We start from the raw sequence: 20,490 nt of genomic DNA, 5'->3' as shown, positions 1-20,490 counted from the left end.
CGATCTGGGAGAGCGTCCGTCGCACTCCCTCCGCGTACTGGGGGCAACCGGCGATAGCAAGCGCCTCTGAAGAGTGATGGCAACACCCCTCGCACCATCATCCGCAGCAGGCCGTTAATCTGCGAAGAATTCGAACTTGTTCTCACCCCTTCAGACCCAGGATCTTCAGGGCCTCCTCCCGCATCTCCACCTTGCGCACCTTGCCGGTCACGGTCATGGGGAACTCGTCCACCACGTGCACGTAGCGGGGGATCTTGTGGCGGGAGATCCTCCCGTCCGCGAACTCCAGGACGGCCTCGGGCGTGAGGGCGGGAGCGCCATCGCGCAGCCGGATCCAGGCCATGAGCTCCTCGCCGTACTTCTCGCTGGGCACGCCGATCACCTGGGCGTCCACGATGTCCGGGTGGGTGTAGAGGAACTCCTCCACCTCGCGCGGGTAGATGTTCTCGCCGCCGCGGATCACCATGTCCTTGATCCGCCCGGTGATCTGCGCGTAGCCGTCCTCGTCCATCACGGCGATGTCCCCGGTGTGCAGCCAGCCCTCGGCGTCGATGGCCTCACGGGTCTTCTCCTCCTGACCCCAGTAGCCCTTCATCACGGAGTAGCCGCGGGTGCAGAACTCGCCGGCCTGCCCGCGCGGCACGGTCTCACCCGTGGCGGGGTCCACGATCTTGACCTCCACGTGCGGGTGCACCCGGCCCACGGTGCCCACGCGGCGCTCCAGGGAGTCGTCCGAGCGGGTCTGGAAGCTCACGGGGGAGGTCTCGGTCATGCCGTAGCAGATGGCCACCTCGCTCATGTGCATCTCGGAGATGACCCGGCGCATGATCTCCATGGGGCACGGGGACCCGGCCATCACACCGGTGCGCAGGGTGGAGAGGTCGTGGTCCGCGAAGTCCGGCAGCTCCAGCTCCGCGATGAACATGGTGGGCACCCCGTACAGACTGGTCGCCTTCTCCCGGGCGACGGCGCGCAGCGCGGCCCGCGGGTCGAAGCCCGGCCCGGACAGGATGATCGTGCAGCCGTGGCTGGTGGCCGCGAGGTTGCCGATCACCATGCCGAAGCAGTGGTACAGGGGTGGCACCACCACGATCCGGTCCTCGGCCGTGTAGTGCAGCAGCTCCCCGATGAAGTACCCGTTGTTGAGGATGTTCCGGTGGCTGAGCGTGGCTCCCTTGGGGCGCCCGGTGGTGCCGGACGTGTACTGGATGTTCACGGCGTCGTCGGCGTGCAGGCCCGCGGCGATCCGGGCGAGCCGGGCGGTGTCCGGTGCCACGAACAGGGCGTCCCACTCGGGGCTGCCCATGAGCACCACGTTCTCCAGCTCGGGGGCGTTGGGGCGAGCGGCCTGCAGCATCCCGGCGTAGTCGCTGGTCTTGAACGCGGGGCTGCTGATGACCGTGGAGATTCCGGCCTGCGCGAGCGCGAAGTCCACCTCGTGCTGGCGGTAGGAGGGGTTGATGTTCACCAGAATCGCGCCGATCTCCGCGGACGCGTACTGCGTGAGCACCCACTCCCACGAGTTGGGCCCCCACACGCCCACGCGGTCCCCGGCGCGCACGCCCAGCCGGTCCAGGCCCGTGGCCAGGGACTGCACGTCCCGCACGAACTCGCGGTAGGTCCACCGCCGCCCGGCGGCCACGTCCACGAGGGCCTCGTGGTCCGGGTACCGCTCGGCGGTCTCGTGCAGGTTCTCGCCAATGGTCTGCTCGAGCAGGGGCTGGTCGGTGGGCCCTTTGGCGTACGACGGCGTGGGATCGGTCATCGGGGTCTCCTTGCGCGGGTGCCGGGGGAGGACCGGCGTGGGGTGTGGCCTGGTGTGTGCTGCGGGGTGCGCGACGACGCGCGGCGGGTCACTGCCCGGACGCGATGTGGTGGCCCACGGTGGCCTTGAGGATCTCGTCCGTGCCGCCGAAGATCGTGAGCAGCCGCACGGCGGTGTACGCCTGGGCCACGGAGGACTCCAGGATGTAGCCGAAGCCGCCGTGCAGCTGCAGGCAGCGGTCCACCAGGTTCTTGGCAGTGTTGGTGGCCTGCAGCTTCACCTTCGACGCCGCGACCAGGTCCAGCTCCCCGCGCTCGAAAAGCCCCACGCAGTGCGCCACGTACGCCTGGGACGCCGCGAGCTGCGCGGTCAGCTCCGCGAGCTCGAACTGCGTGTTCTGGAAGTCCAGCACGCGCTCGCCGAACACGTTGCGGCTGGAGACGAACTCCACGGTCTCGGCCAGCACGCCCTCGGCCACGGCCACCGCGGCCACGGCCACACCCAGGCGGCCCTGCGGCAGCTGCGCGGTGATCTGGTCCAGCCCCCGGCCCTCCTCACCCACGAGGTTCTCGGCGGGCACGCGGACGTCGTCGAAGAACAGCTCGGCGGTGTCCGAGGCCTGCAGGCCCATCTTGTCCAGCTGCTTGCCGGTGGTGTACCCCTCGTGGTCCTTCTTCTCCACGAGGAACAGGCTGAAGCTGTCCCGGTTCCCGCGCGGTGAGCTGCCGCCGTCCGTGCGGGCCAGGACCAGGGCGGCGTCGCCCGAGATGCCGTTGCCGATGAACGTCTTCTGCCCGTTGAGCACCCAGTGCTCGCCGTCCCGCACCGCCTTCGTACGCACGCCGCGCAGGTCCGATCCCGCGCCCGGCTCGGTGAAGGCCACGCTCGTGACCATCTCCCCGCCCAGGATCGCGGGCAGCCAGCGCTGCTTCTGCCCGTCCGTGCCGTAGGCGAGCAGGTGGGGCAGCACCCAGTCGTCCTGCAGGTGGAACGCGAGGCCCAGGGCCAGGTGGCCCGCGCGCACGAACTCCTCGTCCATGACCGCGCGGAAGCGGTAGTCGGTGAGGCCCATGCCGTCGTACTCCTCGGGCACGGCCAGCCCCAGCAACCCGGCCTCCGCGGCCCGGTTCCAGATGCCGCGGTCCATCATGTGCTCGGCGTGCCACTGCGCGTAGTGCGGGGCCACCTCCCGCTCGTTGAACTCGCGGGCCACCGTGCGGAACTCGTCGTGCTCGTCGTCGTAGAAGCCGGAAATCATGGGGTCGCCTTTCGTTCGGGAGGGATGTCCAGGGCCAGCTGCGCCATCCCCTTGAGGACCGCGCCGACCTGGGCGTCGGAGCTCGCGGTGCGGGTGCGCGCGTACGCGGTGGAGTTGATCAGACCGATCACCGCGTACGCGCGGGTGGTGTGGTCCTCCAGGGGGCGCTGCGGCTGCAGGGTGCGCAGCACCTCGCGCCACTCGGCCAGGTACTGCCGTTGGATCTCGCGCACCGAGCGGCGGGTCTGCTGCTCCAGGGACCCGAAGTCCCGCTCGTGCACGCGGATCAGGGCGGAGTCCGCCAGCGCGAAGTCCACGTGGAACGAGATCAGCTCCGCGAGGGCCTCAGGGGTGTCCCCGCGGCGCTCGCGGATGGCCCGGCCGCCCCGGAGCAGCCGTTCGGAGATCCCCTGGAGCAGCTCCGCGAGGATGTCCTGCTTGCTCTCGAAGTGCCGGTACACGCCCGGTCCGGAGATCCCCGCCTGCTCCCCGACGCTCTGGAGGGACACGGCCTGGTAGCCGTGGCGCGCGAAGAGCTCCGCGGCGGCGTCGAGAATCCGACGACGTCGCTCGCTCTTGGCCTGCTCGCGGGGCGTCCCTGCCACGGACCCTCCTTGGTGTCTCGCCCGCGCCCGGGCCCCGGTGGAACCGTGGGGTGGGGCGTGGACAACGGTGATGCGCATCACTATAGTCCATCCTAGTTATCGAGCATTAACTGAAATCGGCCGAAGGGGCGACATGGCTTTCCTCAGCAGCGAGCTGGATCGCAGTTCCGCCGCGTTCCGCACGAACAGCGAGACCAACCACCGGCTGCTGGACGAGCTGCGCGAGCGCACGGGGAAGGCCGCGCTGGGCGGCTCCGAGAGCAGCCGTGAGCGCCACCGCTCCCGCGGCAAGCTGCTGCCCCGTGAGCGCGTGGCCCGGCTGCTGGACGAGGGCTCACCGTTCCTGGAGATCGGCGCCCTGGCCGCGGAGGGCATGTACGACGGCGCGTGCCCGGGCGCCGGGGTGATCGCCGGGATCGGGATGGTGCGGGGCCGCCTGGTGGTGGTGGTGTGCAACGACGCCACCGTGAAGGGCGGCGCGTACTACCCCATGACCGTCAAGAAGCACCTGCGGGCGCAGGAGATCGCGGCGGAGAACCACCTGCCGTGCGTGTACCTGGTGGACTCGGGCGGGGCGTTCCTGCCGCTGCAGGACGAGGTCTTCCCGGACCGCGAGCACTTCGGGCGGATCTTCTACAACCAGGCGAACCTCTCCGCCCGGGGCATCCCGCAGATCTCCGCGGTGCTGGGCTCGTGCACCGCCGGGGGCGCCTACGTCCCGGCCATGAGCGACGAGACCGTGATCGTGCGCAACCAGGGCAGCATCTTTCTGGGCGGCCCGCCGCTCGTGAAGGCGGCCATCGGCGAGGAGGTCACCCCGGAGGAGCTGGGCGGCGGCGAGCTGCACACCCTCACCTCGGGCGTCACGGACCACCTCGCGGAGAACGACGAGCACGCCCTGGAGATCGTGCGGGACATCGTGGGCACCCTGCCGCGGCAGCGGAGCGTGGCGTGGGACGTGCTGGCGGCGCGTGAGCCGGACCTGGACCCCGCGGATCTGCCCGGGATCGTCCCCGCGGACGTGAACGCCTCCTACGACGTGCGGGAGGTGATCGGGCGGATCGTGGACGGCAGCGAGTTCCACGAGTTCAAGCGGGACTACGGCACCACCCTGGTCACCGGCTTCGCCCACATCGACGGCCACCCCGTGGGGGTCGTGGCGAACAACGGCATCCTGTTCTCGGAGGCCGCGCTGAAGGGCGCGCACTTCATCGAGCTGTGCGACCAGCGCGGCGTGCCCCTGGTGTTCCTGCAGAACATCACCGGGTTCATGGTGGGCCGGGATGCCGAGGCCGGGGGCATCGCCAAGAACGGCGCCAAGATGGTCACTGCGGTGGCCTCCACCCGGGTGCCCAAGTTCACGGTGGTGGTGGGCGGGTCCTTCGGCGCCGGCAACTACTCGATGTGCGGGCGCGCCTACTCCCCGCGGTTCCTGTTCATGTGGCCCAACGCCCGGATCTCCGTGATGGGCGGTCCGCAGGCGGCGTCCGTGCTGTCCACGGTCAAGAAAGACCAGCTGGCCGCCCGCGGTGAGCAGATGGCGTCCGAGGATCAGGAGCGCTTCGAGGCGCCCATCCGCGAGCAGTTCGAGGCGCAGGGCAACCCGTACTACTCCACGGCCCGGCTGTGGGACGACGGCGTGATCGCCCCCCAGGACACCCGCCGCGTGCTGGGCCTGGCACTGTCCGCGGCGTCCCTGCAGCCCCTTCCCGACCCCGGCTTCGGCCTCTTCCGGATGTAGGAGTCCCCCATGTTCTCAACCGTCCTGGTGGCCAACCGCGGCGAGATCGCCGTGCGCGTGATGCGCACCCTGCGCGCCATGGGGATCCGCTCCGTGGCCGTGTACTCGGATGCCGACGCCGGTGCCCGCCACGTCGCGGAGGCGGACGTGGCCGTGCGCATCGGCCCCGCCCCCGCAGCGCAGAGCTACCTCAACATCGACGCCGTCCTGGCCGCCGCCCGCGAGACCGGCGCCGAGGCGATCCACCCCGGCTACGGGTTCCTGGCCGAGAACGTGGCCTTCGCCCGGGCGTGCACCGCCGCGGGGATCGCGTTCATCGGACCCCGCGAGCGCGCACTGGAGGTGATGGGGGACAAGATCGCCTCCAAGCTGCAGGTGGCCGAGTACGGCGTCCCGCTCGTGCAGGGCGTCTCCGAACCGGGGCTCGGCGACGAGCAGCTCGTCGCCGCGGCCCGTGACATGCCGTTCCCCGTGCTCATCAAGCCCTCCGCGGGCGGTGGTGGCAAGGGCATGCACGTGGTGGAGCGATTCGAGGACCTCGCGGACGCGCTGCCCGCCGCGCGTCGCGTGGCGAAGCAGAGCTTCGGGGACGACACCCTGCTGATCGAGCAGCTGGTCCCCACCCCGCGGCACATCGAGGTGCAGGTCCTCGCGGACAGCCACGGCCACGTGATCCATCTGGGGGAGCGTGAGTGCTCGCTGCAGCGCCGCCACCAGAAGGTGATCGAGGAGGCGCCGTCGGCCCTGCTGGACGCGGCCACACGCGAGCGGATCGGTGTGGCCGCCGTGGCCGCGGCCCGGGCCGTGGACTACGTGGGCGCGGGCACGGTGGAGTTCCTGGTCTCGGACCGGGACCCGGACACCTTCTACTTCATGGAGATGAACACCCGCCTGCAGGTGGAGCACCCCGTCACCGAGATGGTCACGGGCGTGGACCTCGTGGAGTGGCAGGTGCGGATCGCGGACGGTGAGCATCTCACCCTCGCCCAGGAGGACCTCCAGCTGGACGGTCATGCCGTGGAGGCTCGCGTCTACGCGGAGAACCCCGAGCGCGGCTTCCTGCCCACCGAGGGCACCGTGGTGGCCCTGTGGGACGCCACCGGGCCGGGGGTACGCGTGGACTCCGGCATCATGGCCGGTCAGCGGGTGGGCCTGGACTACGACCCCATGCTCGCCAAGGTCATCGCCCACGGCCCCGACCGGCGCGCCGCGCTCGAGCGCCTCGGCACCGCGCTGGAGGACACCGTGGTCCTGGGGGTGGGCACCAACGTGGAGTACCTCCACATGCTGCTCACGGACGAGGACGTGGTGGCCGGGCGCCTGGACACCGGGCTGATCGAGCGCAAGCTCCCGGACCTGGTCTTCGCGCAGCCGGACGACTACCTCACGGCCCTCGCCGCCCACGCGGGCCTGGGGGCTCCGTCCCCCGACGACGCCGCCCCGGCACCTGACGCACTGGCCGCCCAGGGCATCGGTGGGACCGCGTGGCGCGCGGACGGCTTCTCCGCGACCACCGCGCTGCCCGGTGCGGTGCCGTTCGAGGAGGACCCGGAGCGCGACGTCGTGACCGCCGTGGGCTCCGGGAACCCGGACCGCGCGGAAGGCCGCACGGTGTACGTGAGCGAGGGGGCGGCGTCGTTCGAGATCCCCGTGTGGACCCGTTCCGGGGCGCTGCAGGCGCAGCTCGCCCGGATCGAGCGCGAGGTGCACGCCGGGGGGCCCGAGCTGCGCTCGCCCATGCCGGGCACCGTGGTGGCCGTGCTGGCCGAGACCGGGGAGCACGTGGCCGAGGGCCGCACCGTGGTCTCCGTGGAGGCCATGAAGATGGAGCACCCCATCACCGCCACCCTGCCCGGAACCGTGACGGTCCTCGTGGCCGTGGGGGACCGCGTGAAGGTGGACCAGGTGGTCGCGACGATCGAGCAGGACAGCAGCGAGCAGGACACCGACGAACAAACGGAGGAACAGGCATGAGCGAGAACACCGAGCTGAACACGTTCGAACTGTCCGAGGAGTACCAGGCGCTCTCGGACGCCGTGCGCGAGTTCGCGGACGAGGAGATCGCCCCGGTCTCCGCGAAGCACGACGAGGAGCACTCGTTCCCGTACGAGATCCAGGCGCAGATGGCGGAGATGGGCCTGTTCGGCCTGCCCTTCCCGGAGGAGTACGGCGGGCAGGGCGGGGACTACTTCGCGCTGTGCCTCGCACTCGAGCAGATCGCCCGCGTGGACCAGTCCGCGGCCATCACCCTCGAGGCCGGCGTCTCGCTGGGCGCGATGCCCGTGTACCTCTTCGGCACCGAGGAGCAGAAGCAGCAGTGGCTGCCGCAGCTCGCGAGCGGTCAGGCGCTCGCGGGCTTCGGGCTCACCGAGCCGGAGGCCGGCTCCGACGCCGGCGGCACCCGCACCCGCGCGGAGCTCAGGGACGGGAACTGGGTGGTCAACGGCAGCAAGGAGTTCATCACCAACTCCGGGACGGACATCACGAAGCTCGTCACGGTCACCGCGGTCACGGGCACCACCACCACGGCGGACGGGCGGGAGAAGAAGGAGATCTCCACCATCCTGGTCCCCGCGGACACCCCGGGCTTCACGGCGCAGAAGGCGTACAACAAGGTGGGCTGGAACGCCTCCGACACCCACCCCCTCACGTTCGAGGACGTCACCGTCCCCGAGGCCAACCTGCTGGGTGAGCAGGGCCGCGGCTACGCGAACTTCCTGCGCATCCTGGACGAGGGCCGGATCGCGATCGCCGCCCTGGCCACGGGAGCCGCGCAGGGCTGCCTGGAGGAGGCCATCCGCTACGCCACGGAGCGCGAGCAGTTCGGCCGCTCGATCGGCAAGAACCAGGCGGTCGCGTTCAAGATCGCCCGGATGCGCGCCCGCGTGCACCAGGCCCGCCTGGCGTACTACGACGCCGCGTCCCGCATGCTCAAGGGCAGGCCGTTCAAGACGGAGGCCGCGATCGCCAAGCTCGTGGCCGGTGAGGCCGCCATGGACAACGCCCGGGACGCCACACAGGTGTTCGGCGGCTACGGCTTCATCAACGAGTTCCGCGTGGCCCGCCACTACCGCGACTCCAAGATCCTGGAGGTGGGCGAGGGCACCACGGAGGTCCAGCTCATGCTCATCGCCCGCGAGCTGGGTCTGTAAGGGGGGTCCATGGGCAAGGTCATCGAGCAGCGCGGACTGTACTTCGACGAGTTCGAGGTGGGGGCGCTCTACAAGCACGCCCCGGGGCGCACCGTCACCGAGGCGGACAACGTCCTGTTCACCACGCTCACCATGAACACCCAGTCCCTGCACCTGGACGCCGCGTGGAGCGGGCGCCAGGAGTTCGGGGAGCGTCTGGTGAACTCCATGATGACGCTGTCGATCGTCGTGGGCGCATCCGTCGCGCAGCTCACACAGGGCACCATCGTGGCGAACCTGGGCTTCGAGGAGGTCGCGTTCCCGCACCCCATGCACCACGGGGACACCCTCTACAGCGAGTCAGAGATTCTGGACGCGCGTCCCTCGAAGTCCCGGCCCGGCCAGGGAATCATCCGGGTCCGCCACGTGGGCCGTAACCAGGACGGCACCGTGGTGGCCACGTGCGTGCGCTCGGTGCTCATGCAGGGCGCCCCCGGAAAGGACCAGTCATGAGCGACCCCACCTTCACGATGGGCCCCGCCCTCCTCTTCTGCCCGGCGGACCGCCCCGAGCGCTTCGCCAAGGCGGCGGAGCGCGCGGACGCGGTGATCCTGGACCTCGAGGACGCCGTGGCCCCGGACGCCAAGCCCGCCGCGCGGGAGAACGTCCGCGCCGCCGAGCTGAACCCCGCCACCACAGTGGTGCGCGTGAACGACGCCGCCTCGGAGTTCTTCGAGGACGACCTCGCGGCCCTGCGTGACACCCCGTTCCGGACCGTGATGCTCGCCAAGGCGGAGTCCGCCGAGCAGGTCCGCCGGGTCACGGAGGCCCTGCCGGACGTGCGGGTCATTGCCCTGTGCGAGACGGCCGCCGGGATCGTGGCGGCGCCCGAGATCGCGGCGGCGAGCGGCGTCGTCGCCCTGATGTGGGGCGCGGAGGACCTGGTGGCGTCCCTGGGCGGGCGCTCCAGCCGGCGCCCGGACGGCTCCTACCGGGACGTGGCCGTGGCCGCGCGCGCCGCGGTGCTGCTGGCCGCGGGGGCGCACGGGAGGGCCGCGATCGACGCCGTGCACGTGGACATCGCGGACACCGAGGGCCTCGCGGCGGAGGCCGAGGACGCCGCGGGCAGCGGGTTCGCGGCGACCGCGTGCATCCACCCCGGCCAGGTGGCCGTGATCCGCGAGGCGTACCTGCCCACCGCCGCGGACGTGGACCACGCGCGGCGGCTGCTGGAGGCCGCCGAGGGGGCCCCAGGCGTGTTCCGCTTCGAGGGCCACATGATCGACGGGCCGCTGCTGCGCCACGCGGAGCGCACGCTGGCCCGCGCCACCCGGACCGATTCGAGGGAGAACTCATGAGCGTGAACATCGTGGTGCCGGTCAAGTACGTGCCGGACGCGCAGAAGCAGCGCACCTTCCGGGAGGACCTCACCGTGGACCGCTCGGACGCGATCCTCTCCGAGCTGGACGAGTACCCCCTGGAGGCCGCGCTCGCGCTGCGGGAGGCGGCCCCGGAGGCGGAGGTCACCATCGTGGCCGTCACGGTGGGGCCCGCGACCGCCTCGGGGGCGGTGAAGAAGGCCCTGCAGATGGGCGCGGACGCCGCCTTCCACGTGGACGACGCCGCCCTGGCCGGCTCCGACGCGCTCGGCACCTCCGCGGCGCTCGCCGCCGCGATCCAGCACGTGGGCGAGGAGCACGGCGGGGTGGACCTGGTGCTCACGGGCATGGCGTCCACGGACGGCGAGATGTCCGTGGTCCCGCCCATGCTCGCGGAGCGCCTGGACTTCGCGCTCGTGACGCGCGCGGGGACCGTGGAGTGGGGCCAGGACCACAACGGCCTGGCCCTGACCCGGGCGACCGCGGACGCCACGCAGACCGTTGCGGTGGCCTTCCCCGCGGTCGTGTCCGTGACGGACCAGGCCAACGAGCCCCGATACCCCAACTTCAAGGCCATCATGGCCGCCAAGAAGAAGCCCTCCGCGGTGCTCGCGCTCGCGGACCTCGGGGTGGACGCCTCCACCGTGGGCCGTGATGCCGCGGCCGCGTCCGTGCAGTCCGCGACCTCCCGGCCCCCACGCGAGGCCGGGGTCAAGATCCAGGACGAGGGCGAGGCCGGGATTCAGCTCGCGGCCTACCTGGCGGAGCAGCGCCTGCTCTGACGCCGGCGGGGCCCGGGGGTGACGACCGCCCCACGGCCCCGGTTCCTGGACCGGCCCGCTCCGCTCAGCCGTCGTCCTGCTCCCTTCTCGGCGCGTGGGGGCCCCGCGTCCCCGCTGCGCCCCCACGAACTGTCTCCTTCTTCCACTCCGTTCGAGAGGAAACACCATGAACGTCCTCGTTGACCTCGGCCAGACCGGTCGGCTCCGCTCCCCGGACCGCGAGGTCCTCACGCTCGCGCGAACGCTCGCCGCGGGTGGCGCGATCACCGCCCTCACGCACGCACCCCGCGCAGAGGACGTCGCCGCGGAGCTCGGTGGCTACGGCGTGAGCGTCCTGTACGCCCCGGAGGGTGAGGCGACCGACCTGTCCCTCACGGACACTGCCCTGCTCGACGCCGCGCTGGGGGAGTCCGGCGCCACGCTGGTGCTCGGTCCCAACGACGCCGAGACCACCGACGCGTTCGCGCGGCTGGCCGTGCGCCACTCGGCGGCCGTCATCACGGACGCCGTGGGCATGGATGCCGACCGCACCGTGACCAAGTCCGTGCTCGCGGGCGGGTACACCACCACCGCGGCGCCCACCACGGACCTGGCGTTCGTCACGCTCGCCCCCAACTCGGTGCAGGCGGAGGAGCCGGAGGAAGGCCCGGCGCCCGAGGTGAAGCCGCTGTCTGTCTCGGTCTCCGGCGCGGCGGCCACGGTGACGGGCACGCGGGAGGCGCCGGCGTCGTCGCGCCCCAAGCTCACGGAGGCCCGGGTGGTCGTGGTGGGCGGACGCGGCGTGGGCGAGAACTTCTCCCTGGTGGAGGAGCTGGCGGACGAGCTCGGGGCCGCGGTGGGCGCGTCCCGTGCGGCCGTGGACGCCGGCTGGGCGGAGCACTCCGCGCAGGTGGGTCAGACGGGTGTGACGGTGTCCCCGCAGCTGTACCTGTGCGCGGGCGTGTCAGGCGCCATCCAGCACCGGGCGGGCATGCAAACCTCGCAGACCATCGTGGCGATCAACAAGGACGAGAACGCCCAGATCTTCGACATCGCCGACTACGGCGTGGTGGGGGACCTCAACAAGGTGATCCCGCAGCTGATCGAGGCGCTGCGGGCGCGGAAGGGGTAGGTGGGCAGGTATGCGGCCCAGTCGTCCTGTCCACTGGTGAAGGAGGTAGGTATGGATACCGAAGCGACGGTCTGGTCGATCGGATGGGCGGCGTGCGGTGGCGCGCGGTAACCCGGTCGCAGCGGATCTGGTACCCCCGGCCCTCGCCTAGGTGGACCTGGCGCACTACAGGCTACTGCTGCCGTTGCGCCACGAGGAGCGCGACGTCTACAGGCCGTGGTCTGCCTTCCTTCCCGGCGGGATGGATGCACGCGACCAGCTGCGGAACAGTGATTTGGAAGACCTCCGGCACCGCGCACTGGAGGCCGGGCAGGACATGACCGGCTGGGACACCTGCCGTGGTGCTGTGTCCGAAGACTTCGTGCACACCTTCCGGGAGGCCCTGGAAGGGTTCGCGCCCCCTCAGGCCACGTGGACACTGGCCCGTTGGCGGGGCTATCGGCACGACCAGGCGGATGCGACACGAGTGACCCTGAGGGGCCTGGACTGCTCTCAGCAGGTCCGGGACCTCGACGGCGCGATGACCAGCATTGCTGAGCTGGGAATGCCGGAGTTCATGTGGTCCTCCACTCGGCAATTTGGCTGGGGCGCGCCGCTGTATCCCGACTGGGGCGTTCTCTCCGTGGCGGCGGAGGACTACATCCGGCACATCGCGCCGCGGGGCTTCGAGACCTTTTCCGTCCCCCGGGACGCTGTCCTTCCCGACAACCTGGGCGACTAGCTGGTGCGGGGCATGACGAGGTACCCAACTGTTGCAGAGCCGCTCTTGGCCCATGAATAGCTCTACGGGGGTGCTCGGGGCAGAGGTCGCCCTATTTTGGCCTCATGCCGGTACACGAGGATGGTACAGATGAGTCCTTTGCCCCCAGAACAAGCCCTGCAGATCCGCGGCGCCTCTCCCCAGGATGCCGCCGCTCTGGCCACGGTGATGGCCACACGCGGTGGCACCCCGTCGGATTCCGCACCGGCTGCGCAGCGGTTGCTGGAGCATGCGCCGGTGCTGCTCGTCGCCGAACTCACCTGTTCGGACGGATCTCGGGTCGTGGGGTGGTCCGGTGCAACGGTGACGTCCTTGCGCCCCCAGGAAGCGGGCCAGTGGCTCACAGCTGGCCTGACGGTGGTCCCCGAGCTCCGGCGGTCCGGCGTCGGTCGGTGTCTGTTGCAGGCGGTGGTCGATGCGGTCGAGAAACTCGTAGACGGGCCGTTGCATAGCGTGGTGAACGCCCGCAATGCGCCCTCGCTTGCTCTGCACCGGTCCCTCGGTTTCGAGGTTGTCGATACCGGTCCGTGTTTCGCCGGTATCGAATTCGATGGTGGCGCAGGCGTCCTCCTGTCGTACCGCCGACCGGGCGCACCGAGGCCCCGTCTACAGGGAGGACCGCTTCTGTGAGGCCCGGATCGAAGGACAGCAGTACGGCAGAAGGGGTGCCAACCTATCCCTGGCACTGGGCCACGCCCACCACAGGCAGCCCAGCCTGGGTACGACTGGCCGCGTGGACCGCGGGAGGGCGTTACCTGCTCCATGGGTCAGGGACCCCAGGTCTGCATCGCCTCGAACCGCGCGCACCGGTGGACCACAGCCCCGACGAGTACTCCAAACGCACCGCCGTGTTCGCTACCGAGGATCCCACCTGGGCCATTGCTTACGCCGTCAAGGCCCCGGATTGCCCTCAGTTTCTCAACGCCTGCTTCTATCTGGGTAAGTGGGCAGGCTCCGCGGCCGACCGCCGCCTGTTTTACTCCTACGGACGACGCCCGGACGGCACCGCCCCTGTGCAAGCCGGCATGGTCTATGTTGTTGGCGCTGGCGCTTTCACACGTCAGCCGCCTTACCCGGCCCCAGAGATCGGTGGCGTCATCACCGAATGTCAGTGGACCAGTACCACCCCGGTGGACGTCGTGGACGTAATACCGGTTACCACGGCCGACCTGCCCAACCCGATTCCCACCCACGACCCCGTCCTCGTTCGAGCCCGCATGTCTCAGGACCCTGCTGGTTTCCCGTGGGGCGCGCCAGACATCTCGGCTGACCCGGGGTCGGGCTGAAACGCGAACGGCCGTTCGTGCGAGATAAGAGGGGCGGTCACGGCAGTCGCTTCTCACAAATCCAGCCGTCGACGCAGCTGTGCCCTGGAAAACAGTCTCGAACTGGCTGGGGCATGGCATGCAGGCGGGTCAGATCGGTGGGACGGTGTTTCCGCAGCTGCTTGAGGCTCTGCGGGCCCGGAAGGGGTGACCCTATGCGGCGGGAGGTTCTTCTAGTGTGGCCACATGGATGAGAACGTCGTGACCCACGCCGAACTGCCTCCACGGGGTGCCGCATGGCTGCTTATGGCCCTTGTCGGCGCGGCACTCGGCCTGCTGCGGACCACGGTCGGGACAACGCGACATGATGACGGCACTGCCGAGGCGGCGTTGAGCGATTTCGTCATCGTGGGTCCGGTTGCCGTCCTGCTCTACTTCTTTCTCGTGCTCATCAAGCGACCCGTGCACCTGGGGTTCTTCCTCGCCAGTCCCGCGAGGGCAGGCGCGGCCACGGGGCTCGCGGTCTCGGCGTATGCCGCACCTGGCTACCTGCTCCTGGACCGGTCACTTGTCGGTGCGGCGGTCACACTGCTCATTGCTGCGGCTCTGGGGGCCGCGGTCTACTGGGTCATGGCGAGCTTCTTCCGCCGAGAGACGCCGGACAGCCCTGAGGGGCTGTGAGGAGAGGACACATCCCGGGACCTGAGATCAGGTCGTCCCGGTGGGCAGAGCTTCCAGATGCGCTGTAATCCACGCTGAGACGAACTCATGGTGGACGAAACCCTGGGCTGTGATCTCCACGAAATTCGCCACTTCTTCGTCATTGTCGAACACAAGCCGATATCCATTCGCGAGCAGAAAGACACTGACTGCACCGATTGCGGTTCGCTTGTTCCCGTCCACAAAAGGATGATTTCTGGAGAGCCCTACCAGGAGTGCTGCTGCCTTGTCGGCCAATCTTGGATACAGCTCAACTCCCATATAACTCGTCCACGGCTTGTCCACGGCGCTGGCAAGGAGACCGTCATCCCGGACCGGGGCCGGGAGCACCGCATTGTGGATCCTGACAACGTCGTCACGGGTCAGCCGAACCCAGGGCGTCAACGGTCCGCAAGCAGCTCGTTCACGCCAGCGAGTCGCTTCTGCGAAAGGGCGATGAGCGCATCCAGATCATCAAGACTCAGGTGGGCGAGGGCGGACCCTTCGGGGGCCTGTTCGGCCATGTCGCTCTCCTTCCGTCGGGATCGATTCTACGGCGCTCGTCGCTCATCAGACAGGGCGCGCCGACAGCGTGCCGGGCAGGTCCCGGAACTGAGAGGACGACGCCGCCCTCACACCTTCTCCGGCACCCGCGCCTCCGTGCGCACGGGCGAGGCGCGGCGATCCGCCACCTCCCGGCGGATCACCCACACGAGCGCACCGGCCCACAGGACGGCGAGAGCCGCGAGGACCAGGGCGGGAGCGGCGTCGGGCAGGGCGTTGCGGACGGCGTCCACCCGGAGCAGCGTGCGCGCGTTGGTGACGATGATGAGCCCGCCCGCGCCGATGGCCAGGATGCGCGGGGCGAGCAGGCGCACGAGCCACGCGGCCAGGGGAGCGGCCGCCACACCGCCGATGAGCAGGGCCACCACCATGCCGTAGTCGATGTGCTGGCCGCCGAGTGCCAGCAGGAACCCCGCAGAGGCACCCAGGCTGACCACGAACTCGGACGTGTCGATCGAGCCGATGACCTTGCGCGGGGCGATCTTCCCGGAAGCCAGCAGCGTGGGGGTGCCCACGGGACCCCACCCGCCTCCGCCGATTGCATCCATGAACCCGGCCACCGCCGCCAGGGGCACGAGGAACGCGGCGGGCACCCGACCGTGGAAGGAGGGGCGCCGCCCGCCGATGCTGAGGAAGCGCCACACCACGTAGACCCCGAGCAGCAGGAGGATGGTGGACATGACCGGCGCGGCGGCGTCGCCGGACACGGTCAGCAGGTTCGCGCCGAAGAACGCCGCGATGCCGCCGGGACTGGCCATGAGGCCCACCACGCGCCAGTCGATGTTGCCGAAGCGCCAGTGCGAGAACCCGGACGCGAGCGTGGTGCCCACCTCAGCGAGGTGCACGGTCGCGGACACGGACGCCGGGGTGAGCCCCACGGCCAGCAACAGGGTGGACGACGTCACGCCGTACGCCATCCCCAGGGAACCGTCCACGAGCTGCGCGCCGAAGCCCACGAGGGCCAGCAGAACCAGTGTGCGCACGATGTCCCTCCCGGGGTGGTCGACGGGCGGCGGAGCCGGTGGTGTGCCGGCGGGTGCCGCGTGAATCGCCCCAGCCTAGAAACGGGCGCAACCCGGGCCCAAGCAATGTTGCGCCGTGCGTCCTCCCGCGTCCTCCCATGTCGCACGCTTGACACCCACCCCCGCACCGTGGCCCACACCTCCCCTTGTCATCCGACAGCACACTGACGAAAATGGGCATGTCGGCGATCCCGCCGATCAGCAGTCCACAGAGAGGGCAGGACCGTGGCACAGAAGAATCCCGCCAGTGCTGGCGAAGAGTCCATCAAGATGAACCCGCAGGACGAGGCCGCCGCCATGGCCCGCGACACCCAGGTGGACGCCGAGCCCGCCGACGAGGGCGTGGGCGCCATGACCGACAACAAGGGTGAGGCCCCGGCCACCGAGAACTGAGTCTCCGCCATCGACGACGGCGCCCCGCAGGCCTGCGGGGCGCCGTTCTGTGCGTGGTGCGAGCGCGTGGTGGTTCCCGGCTGGTCCCGTAGCGACACGACGCCGCGGCCGGAGCGGTGCCGCGCGGGCGCCCGGTGCGCGACACGGGGCCGCTCGGCCGGGGAGCGCAGACGCCATGCAGGACGCCCCGCACCGCCCGTCGGAGAGCCCCTCAGTCCTCCTCGCCCGCGTCCTCCCGCGGGCTGCCGATGTTGTAGCGCGGCGGGCGCGTGCGGAAGTTCGCGAGCTTGTGGGAGCCGTCGCAGAACGGCGCGATCGAGGACATGTTGCACCGGCACAGCGCGACGACGCGGCGCGGCGGCTTCTGCGGCTCGGCCCCCGGTTCCGGGGCGATCAGCACGTCCCCGCGCACCAGCAGCGGCCCGTTGGGGCACGGGGTGATCACCACGGGGTCCTCGCTGGGATCTTCGGAGCGTTCGTTCCTCACAGGGCGGCCTCTGCGGAGCGCAGGGAGGAGCGCTCCTCGCGCCAGCACTCCAGCATGTGCTCGCCCATGAGCCCGTCCACGTACAGGCACGCGGCGGCACCGAAGAGAATGTCCGGCAGCAGGGCGGGCTCGTCCTGGGCGAGCGCTCCGGCGAGGTCACGGGCGGCGATCTGCTCGTGGACGGCGTCGGCCTCCACGTGCTCGTCGTAGTACCAGGTGACGTCCTCGCCGTAGCCGAGCTTGCGGAACGCGCGGCCGTAGTACTTGTTGGGGATCGAGGAGGTCATCTCGAACGCCGCGAGGTGCCCGGCGATCGCGCCGCGCAGCCTGCGGTGCAGGCCGAACAGGCTCATCACGTTCATGGACGCGAGCGTGGGAGCGGGCACGAGGTCCAGGTAGTGGTCCAGGGTGTCGTCCAGGCCGACGCCGCGCATGCTCTGCGCGAAGATCGTGGCGTGCACGCGCTCTGGGCGTCCGCCACCGTACTCGTCCGACTGGATCTCCACCAGGGCGGCCTTCGCCCGCCCGCGCAACCGCGCGATGCCCCACGAGTGCGGGTCCGCCTCGCGCAGCGTGTAGATGGAGCGGTGGATCAGGAACTCCCGCAGGATCTCCTCGCTGGGGTGCCGGGCGAGCCACGTGGCCAGGGTGGGCTTCTCCTCGCCACCGGTCATGGTGAACATCGCGTCCACCAGCTCGGCACCGTCCTGCGGCAGGGGATCCGGCACGGGCACCCGGTCCCGCAGCTCCCGCTCGAAGCGTTCCTCCAGCACCGCGCGGATCCGCAGCAGCTCGGGATCCCACTCGCGCTCCCCGGTCACGAACTCCGCCGGGCCGTAGTGCAGCAGGTACAGCAGGAACAGGGACAGTTGGACATCCTCGTCCGCGAGCACGTCCTCGGTGCTCTCCACGGCGCGGGCGACGGCGCTCGCGAGCGTCTCGTACGCGGCCGCCGGGGTGTCCTCCGGACCGGTGAGGACATCCAGGAGGGCGGAACTCACGGGGCCGCGGGCGGTCGGAACGGGGGTGCGGACGGCGGTGGTGGTCATGATCGTGATCTCCCGTGAAGACGTCGTGGATGGCCCGCCTGCGGACGGGATGGCCCGCTGGCGGACGTGCCGCCGACCGCGCACACCGGGTGGGGCGGCGCCGTCGGCACGAGGCGCGCGACGGTCTGCCACGCGCGGGATGGGTGGGGGAGCAAGCGGGTGCCCGCACCCCGTGACCCGGTCACGGGGTGCGGGCACCCGGATGAGGTGCTGCGGGTGCTTCTCAGCCCAACATACCGGTGGTCGGGAAGCGTTCCCAGACCCGGTGGCTGCCCAGCAGCTCCACCACGGCGCTCAGCGCGTCCTCGGGGGATTCCGCCGAGACCACACCGGGCGTCTGCGCGATCTGCAGCGAGTCCAGTGCGGTGGTGCCTGGCCCGACCGCGGCGATCGCCTTGGCGTGGCGCCACATCTCGTTGAGCAGCAGGCTCACCCGCGGATCGACGTCGCCCGGGCTGGGGGCGCCCGCCTTCGCGTCCATGCCCGCGGCCACCTGGTGGGCCGGCGCGCCCGCGGTGGCGACCACCACGGCGTCGAACTCGATGGAACGCGCCGTGAGCAGCGTGCGGTGCGCGACGACGCCCGGGGCCACCTCGCCGCCCTGCGGGGCGATCACCAGCGGGACCATGTCCGCGGCGTCGATCCGGGAGATCAGCGTGGTGAGCTGCCCGGCGTCCGTGTCCGGACCCACGAGGATGCCCACCTGACGACCGTCCACGGGCCACGTGCCACCCACCTGGGACAGCGCCGGGGAGGGCTGCACGTCCTGGGCCGGGGCCTCCGTGGGTTCCTGGTCCGGCAGACCCAGCCCCTGCGCCACCGCGTGACCCAGGGCGGGGTCGATGGCGAACAGGTGCCGTAGCTGGCGCGTGCGGATGGTCTCGTCCCAGCACTTGCCGAGCTCGAACGCGTAGGCCTGCGCGGTGTGCTCGCGCTCCACCTCGCTCAGGCTGAGCCAGAACATGCGCGCCTGGGAGAAGTGGTCCTCGAAGGACTGTGGCCGGGCGCGTTCCTTCACCGAGGCCGCCACGGGGGCGGGGAAGTCGATGAACGGGTGCTCGTTCTCGGGGGTTTCGAACGGGTTGCCGCCGTCCAGCGAGTTGGGGCGGTACGGGGCCACACCGGAGTGCACGGCGCTCTGGTGGTAGCCGTCCCGCAGCATGTCGTTGACCGCCGCGTGCGGGCGGTTGATGGGCAGCTGGTTCCAGTTCGGCCCGCCCAGGCGGGTGATCTGGGTGTCCAGGTAGGAGAAGAGCCGGCCCTGCAGCAGGGGGTCGTTGGTGACGTCGATGCCCGGCACCAGGTTGTTGGGGTTGAACGCCACCTGCTCCGTCTCCGCGAAGTAGTTGGAGGGGTTCCTGTCCAGGGTCATGAGACCCACCGGCTGCACCGGGACCAGCTCCTCCGGCACGAGCTTGGTGGGGTCGAGCAGGTCGATGCCCTGGTAGCTCTGGTCCTCGTTGTCGTCGAAGACCTGCACGCCCAGCTCCCACTGCGGGTAGGCGCCCGCCTCGATGGCGTCCGCCAGGTCGCGGCGGTGGAAGTCCGGATCCGCGCCGTTGATCAGCTGCGCCTCCTCCCAGGCCACGGAGTGCACACCCAGGCGCGGCTTCCAGTGGAACTTGACCAGCACGCTGGAACCGTCCTCGGCCACCAGCCGGAAGGTGTGGATGCCGAAGCCCTCCATGGTGCGGAAGGAGCGCGGGATGCCGCGGTCGGACATGTTCCAGATGGTGTGGTGCTGCGCCTCGGTGTGCAGGGAGACGAAGTCCCAGAACGTGTCGTGCGCGGACTGCGCCTGGGGGATCTCCCGGTCCGGGTGGGGCTTGCCCGCGTGGATGACGTCCGGGAACTTGATGGCGTCCTGGATGAAGAACACGGGGATGTTGTTGCCCACCAGGTCCCACGTGCCCTCGTCCGTGTAGAACTTCGTGGCGAAGCCGCGGGTGTCACGGGCCAGGTCCCCGGAGCCGCGGGAGCCCAGGACGGTGGAGAAGCGCACGAACACCGGCGTCTCCTTGCCCTCCGCGAAGACACCCGCGCGGCTGATGCGGGACGCGGTGCCGTAGGAGCGGAACGTGCCGTGGGCGCCGGCGCCGCGGGCGTGGACCACGCGCTCGGGGATGCGCTCGTGGTCGAAGTGCGAGATCTTCTCGCGGAAGTGGTGGTCCTGCAGCAGCACCGGGCCGCGAGGTCCGGCCTTCAGGGACTGGTCCGAGTTCGTCAGCCGGGCACCGTGGGCGGTGGTGAGGTACTCGCCCTGCTGCGCCATGCTGGACATCGGCGCACCGGTCGGTGCACCGGTGGGGGACACCCGTTCGGGCGCGCCCTGGTCCGGCTTGGGCGGCAGGGGCTCGCGCGGCGTCGTGGGCTCCTCGAGGGACGGCTCCCCCGTGCCGGGAACGCCCGGGACCTGAGGTGTCTGGTTCTCGTGTGCGGACATGGTGATCCTCCTGCGGAGAGACGGCTCACGCCCATC

At 70.5% G+C, this 20,490-nt stretch carries 20 protein-coding genes; 11 read left to right on the top strand and 9 right to left on the bottom strand.

The features are described from left to right. Positions 1–142: 142 nt before the first annotated feature. The 3 genes from EAE32_RS00950 to EAE32_RS00940 all read right to left on the bottom strand — a co-directional run bounded on the left by EAE32_RS00950 (position 143) and on the right by EAE32_RS00940 (position 3,628). The gene (locus EAE32_RS00950) at positions 143–1,765 is read right to left on the bottom strand and encodes an AMP-binding protein (protein WP_121863882.1); all 1,623 of its coding nucleotides are present in this window, start codon (positions 1,763–1,765) and stop codon (positions 143–145) included. Positions 1,766–1,853: 88 nt separating this feature from the next. Further along, positions 1,854–3,023, bottom strand: coding sequence for an acyl-CoA dehydrogenase family protein (locus EAE32_RS00945; protein WP_121863881.1), 1,170 nt, complete (start codon positions 3,021–3,023; stop codon positions 1,854–1,856). Further along, positions 3,020–3,628, bottom strand: coding sequence for a TetR/AcrR family transcriptional regulator (locus EAE32_RS00940; protein ID WP_121845187.1), 609 nt, complete (start codon positions 3,626–3,628; stop codon positions 3,020–3,022). Before EAE32_RS00940 ends, EAE32_RS00945 begins: the two co-directional genes overlap by 4 nt. 133 nt (positions 3,629–3,761) lie before the next feature. Between EAE32_RS00940 and EAE32_RS00935 the strand changes: the two genes are divergently transcribed. The 10 genes from EAE32_RS00935 to EAE32_RS00885 all read left to right on the top strand — a co-directional run bounded on the left by EAE32_RS00935 (position 3,762) and on the right by EAE32_RS00885 (position 14,478). Beyond that, on the top strand, positions 3,762–5,369 hold the full coding sequence (locus tag EAE32_RS00935; protein ID WP_121863880.1) for a carboxyl transferase domain-containing protein: 1,608 nt from the start codon (positions 3,762–3,764) through the stop codon (positions 5,367–5,369). A 9-nt stretch (positions 5,370–5,378) separates the two neighbouring features. Next, positions 5,379–7,343 (top strand): acetyl/propionyl/methylcrotonyl-CoA carboxylase subunit alpha, encoded by a 1,965-nt coding sequence (locus EAE32_RS00930; RefSeq protein WP_121863879.1) that lies wholly within the window; start codon positions 5,379–5,381, stop codon positions 7,341–7,343. A gap of 14 nt (positions 7,344–7,357) precedes the next feature. Further along, a complete protein-coding gene (locus tag EAE32_RS00925) occupies positions 7,358–8,521 on the top strand; it encodes an acyl-CoA dehydrogenase family protein (RefSeq protein ID WP_121864738.1) in 1,164 nt (387 codons plus the stop codon). 9 nt (positions 8,522–8,530) lie between these two features. Further along, a complete protein-coding gene (locus tag EAE32_RS00920) occupies positions 8,531–9,013 on the top strand; it encodes a MaoC family dehydratase (protein WP_121845184.1) in 483 nt (160 codons plus the stop codon). Then, a complete protein-coding gene (locus EAE32_RS00915; protein WP_121845183.1) occupies positions 9,010–9,858 on the top strand; it encodes an HpcH/HpaI aldolase/citrate lyase family protein in 849 nt (282 codons plus the stop codon). Before EAE32_RS00920 ends, EAE32_RS00915 begins: the two co-directional genes overlap by 4 nt. Further along, positions 9,855–10,661: an electron transfer flavoprotein subunit beta/FixA family protein gene (locus tag EAE32_RS00910; protein WP_121863878.1), complete on the top strand. Its 807-nt coding sequence runs from the start codon at positions 9,855–9,857 to the stop codon at positions 10,659–10,661. The genes EAE32_RS00915 and EAE32_RS00910 overlap by 4 nt, the downstream gene beginning before the upstream one ends. Before the next feature lie 166 nt (positions 10,662–10,827). Then, the gene (locus EAE32_RS00905; RefSeq protein ID WP_121863877.1) at positions 10,828–11,772 is read left to right on the top strand and encodes an electron transfer flavoprotein subunit alpha/FixB family protein; all 945 of its coding nucleotides are present in this window, start codon (positions 10,828–10,830) and stop codon (positions 11,770–11,772) included. 151 nt (positions 11,773–11,923) lie between these two features. Continuing rightward, complete coding sequence (locus tag EAE32_RS00900) at positions 11,924–12,493, top strand: hypothetical protein (protein ID WP_121863876.1); 570 nt, start codon at positions 11,924–11,926, stop codon at positions 12,491–12,493. Positions 12,494–12,622: 129 nt separating this feature from the next. Next, positions 12,623–13,162, top strand: coding sequence for a GNAT family N-acetyltransferase (locus tag EAE32_RS00895; RefSeq protein WP_165860431.1), 540 nt, complete (start codon positions 12,623–12,625; stop codon positions 13,160–13,162). Between the two features lie 881 nt (positions 13,163–14,043). Beyond that, the gene (locus tag EAE32_RS00885) at positions 14,044–14,478 is read left to right on the top strand and encodes a hypothetical protein (RefSeq protein WP_121863873.1); all 435 of its coding nucleotides are present in this window, start codon (positions 14,044–14,046) and stop codon (positions 14,476–14,478) included. A gap of 27 nt (positions 14,479–14,505) precedes the next feature. Here the strand turns inward: EAE32_RS00885 and EAE32_RS00880 are convergent, their stop codons facing one another. The 3 genes from EAE32_RS00880 to EAE32_RS00875 form a co-directional block, all read right to left on the bottom strand. Beyond that, complete coding sequence (locus tag EAE32_RS00880; RefSeq protein WP_121863872.1) at positions 14,506–14,901, bottom strand: type II toxin-antitoxin system death-on-curing family toxin; 396 nt, start codon at positions 14,899–14,901, stop codon at positions 14,506–14,508. Beyond that, entirely contained in the window at positions 14,898–15,020 is a 123-nt protein-coding gene (locus tag EAE32_RS12085; protein WP_279386922.1) for a hypothetical protein, read from the bottom strand. Before EAE32_RS12085 ends, EAE32_RS00880 begins: the two co-directional genes overlap by 4 nt. A gap of 108 nt (positions 15,021–15,128) precedes the next feature. Further along, positions 15,129–16,043: a sulfite exporter TauE/SafE family protein gene (locus EAE32_RS00875; RefSeq protein ID WP_121863871.1), complete on the bottom strand. Its 915-nt coding sequence runs from the start codon at positions 16,041–16,043 to the stop codon at positions 15,129–15,131. A 264-nt stretch (positions 16,044–16,307) separates the two neighbouring features. On the opposite strand from EAE32_RS00875, the gene EAE32_RS11740 reads away from it, so the two are divergent. Further along, positions 16,308–16,475 carry a hypothetical protein gene (locus tag EAE32_RS11740; protein WP_165860319.1) on the top strand — a complete coding sequence of 56 codons (168 nt, stop codon included), beginning with the start codon at positions 16,308–16,310 and terminating at the stop codon, positions 16,473–16,475. 211 nt (positions 16,476–16,686) lie between these two features. Here the strand turns inward: EAE32_RS11740 and EAE32_RS00870 are convergent, their stop codons facing one another. The 3 genes from EAE32_RS00870 to EAE32_RS00860 form a co-directional block, all read right to left on the bottom strand. After that, positions 16,687–16,962 (bottom strand): CDGSH iron-sulfur domain-containing protein, encoded by a 276-nt coding sequence (locus tag EAE32_RS00870; RefSeq protein ID WP_121863870.1) that lies wholly within the window; start codon positions 16,960–16,962, stop codon positions 16,687–16,689. Beyond that, the gene (locus EAE32_RS00865) at positions 16,959–18,011 is read right to left on the bottom strand and encodes an iron-containing redox enzyme family protein (RefSeq protein ID WP_121863869.1); all 1,053 of its coding nucleotides are present in this window, start codon (positions 18,009–18,011) and stop codon (positions 16,959–16,961) included. The genes EAE32_RS00870 and EAE32_RS00865 overlap by 4 nt, the downstream gene beginning before the upstream one ends. Before the next feature lie 223 nt (positions 18,012–18,234). Further along, complete coding sequence (locus tag EAE32_RS00860; RefSeq protein WP_121863868.1) at positions 18,235–20,454, bottom strand: catalase; 2,220 nt, start codon at positions 20,452–20,454, stop codon at positions 18,235–18,237. Between the last annotated feature and the right edge of the window lie 36 nt (positions 20,455–20,490).

Source organism: Kocuria tytonicola (genome assembly GCF_003687175.1).
GTDB classification, from domain to species: domain Bacteria; phylum Actinomycetota; class Actinomycetes; order Actinomycetales; family Micrococcaceae; genus Kocuria; species Kocuria tytonicola.
This window is presented reverse-complemented; position numbering and strand designations above follow the sequence as displayed.

What these genes read in the sequence shown, in the direction of transcription:
- EAE32_RS00950 (WP_121863882.1), bottom strand. Translation starts at nt 1,765, where the DNA reads ATGACCGATCCCACGCCGTCGTACGCCAAAGGGCCCACCGACCAGCCC.
- EAE32_RS00945 (WP_121863881.1), bottom strand. Translation starts at nt 3,023, where the DNA reads ATGATTTCCGGCTTCTACGACGACGAGCACGACGAGTTCCGCACGGTG.
- EAE32_RS00935 (WP_121863880.1), top strand. Translation starts at nt 3,762, where the DNA reads ATGGCTTTCCTCAGCAGCGAGCTGGATCGCAGTTCCGCCGCGTTCCGC.
- EAE32_RS00930 (WP_121863879.1), top strand. Translation starts at nt 5,379, where the DNA reads ATGTTCTCAACCGTCCTGGTGGCCAACCGCGGCGAGATCGCCGTGCGC.
- EAE32_RS00920 (WP_121845184.1), top strand. Translation starts at nt 8,531, where the DNA reads ATGGGCAAGGTCATCGAGCAGCGCGGACTGTACTTCGACGAGTTCGAG.
- EAE32_RS00915 (WP_121845183.1), top strand. Translation starts at nt 9,010, where the DNA reads ATGAGCGACCCCACCTTCACGATGGGCCCCGCCCTCCTCTTCTGCCCG.
- EAE32_RS00910 (WP_121863878.1), top strand. Translation starts at nt 9,855, where the DNA reads ATGAGCGTGAACATCGTGGTGCCGGTCAAGTACGTGCCGGACGCGCAG.
- EAE32_RS00905 (WP_121863877.1), top strand. Translation starts at nt 10,828, where the DNA reads ATGAACGTCCTCGTTGACCTCGGCCAGACCGGTCGGCTCCGCTCCCCG.
- EAE32_RS00895 (WP_165860431.1), top strand. Translation starts at nt 12,623, where the DNA reads ATGAGTCCTTTGCCCCCAGAACAAGCCCTGCAGATCCGCGGCGCCTCT.
- EAE32_RS00885 (WP_121863873.1), top strand. Translation starts at nt 14,044, where the DNA reads ATGGATGAGAACGTCGTGACCCACGCCGAACTGCCTCCACGGGGTGCC.
- EAE32_RS12085 (WP_279386922.1), bottom strand. Translation starts at nt 15,020, where the DNA reads ATGGCCGAACAGGCCCCCGAAGGGTCCGCCCTCGCCCACCTGAGTCTT.
- EAE32_RS00865 (WP_121863869.1), bottom strand. Translation starts at nt 18,011, where the DNA reads ATGACCACCACCGCCGTCCGCACCCCCGTTCCGACCGCCCGCGGCCCC.
- EAE32_RS00860 (WP_121863868.1), bottom strand. Translation starts at nt 20,454, where the DNA reads ATGTCCGCACACGAGAACCAGACACCTCAGGTCCCGGGCGTTCCCGGC.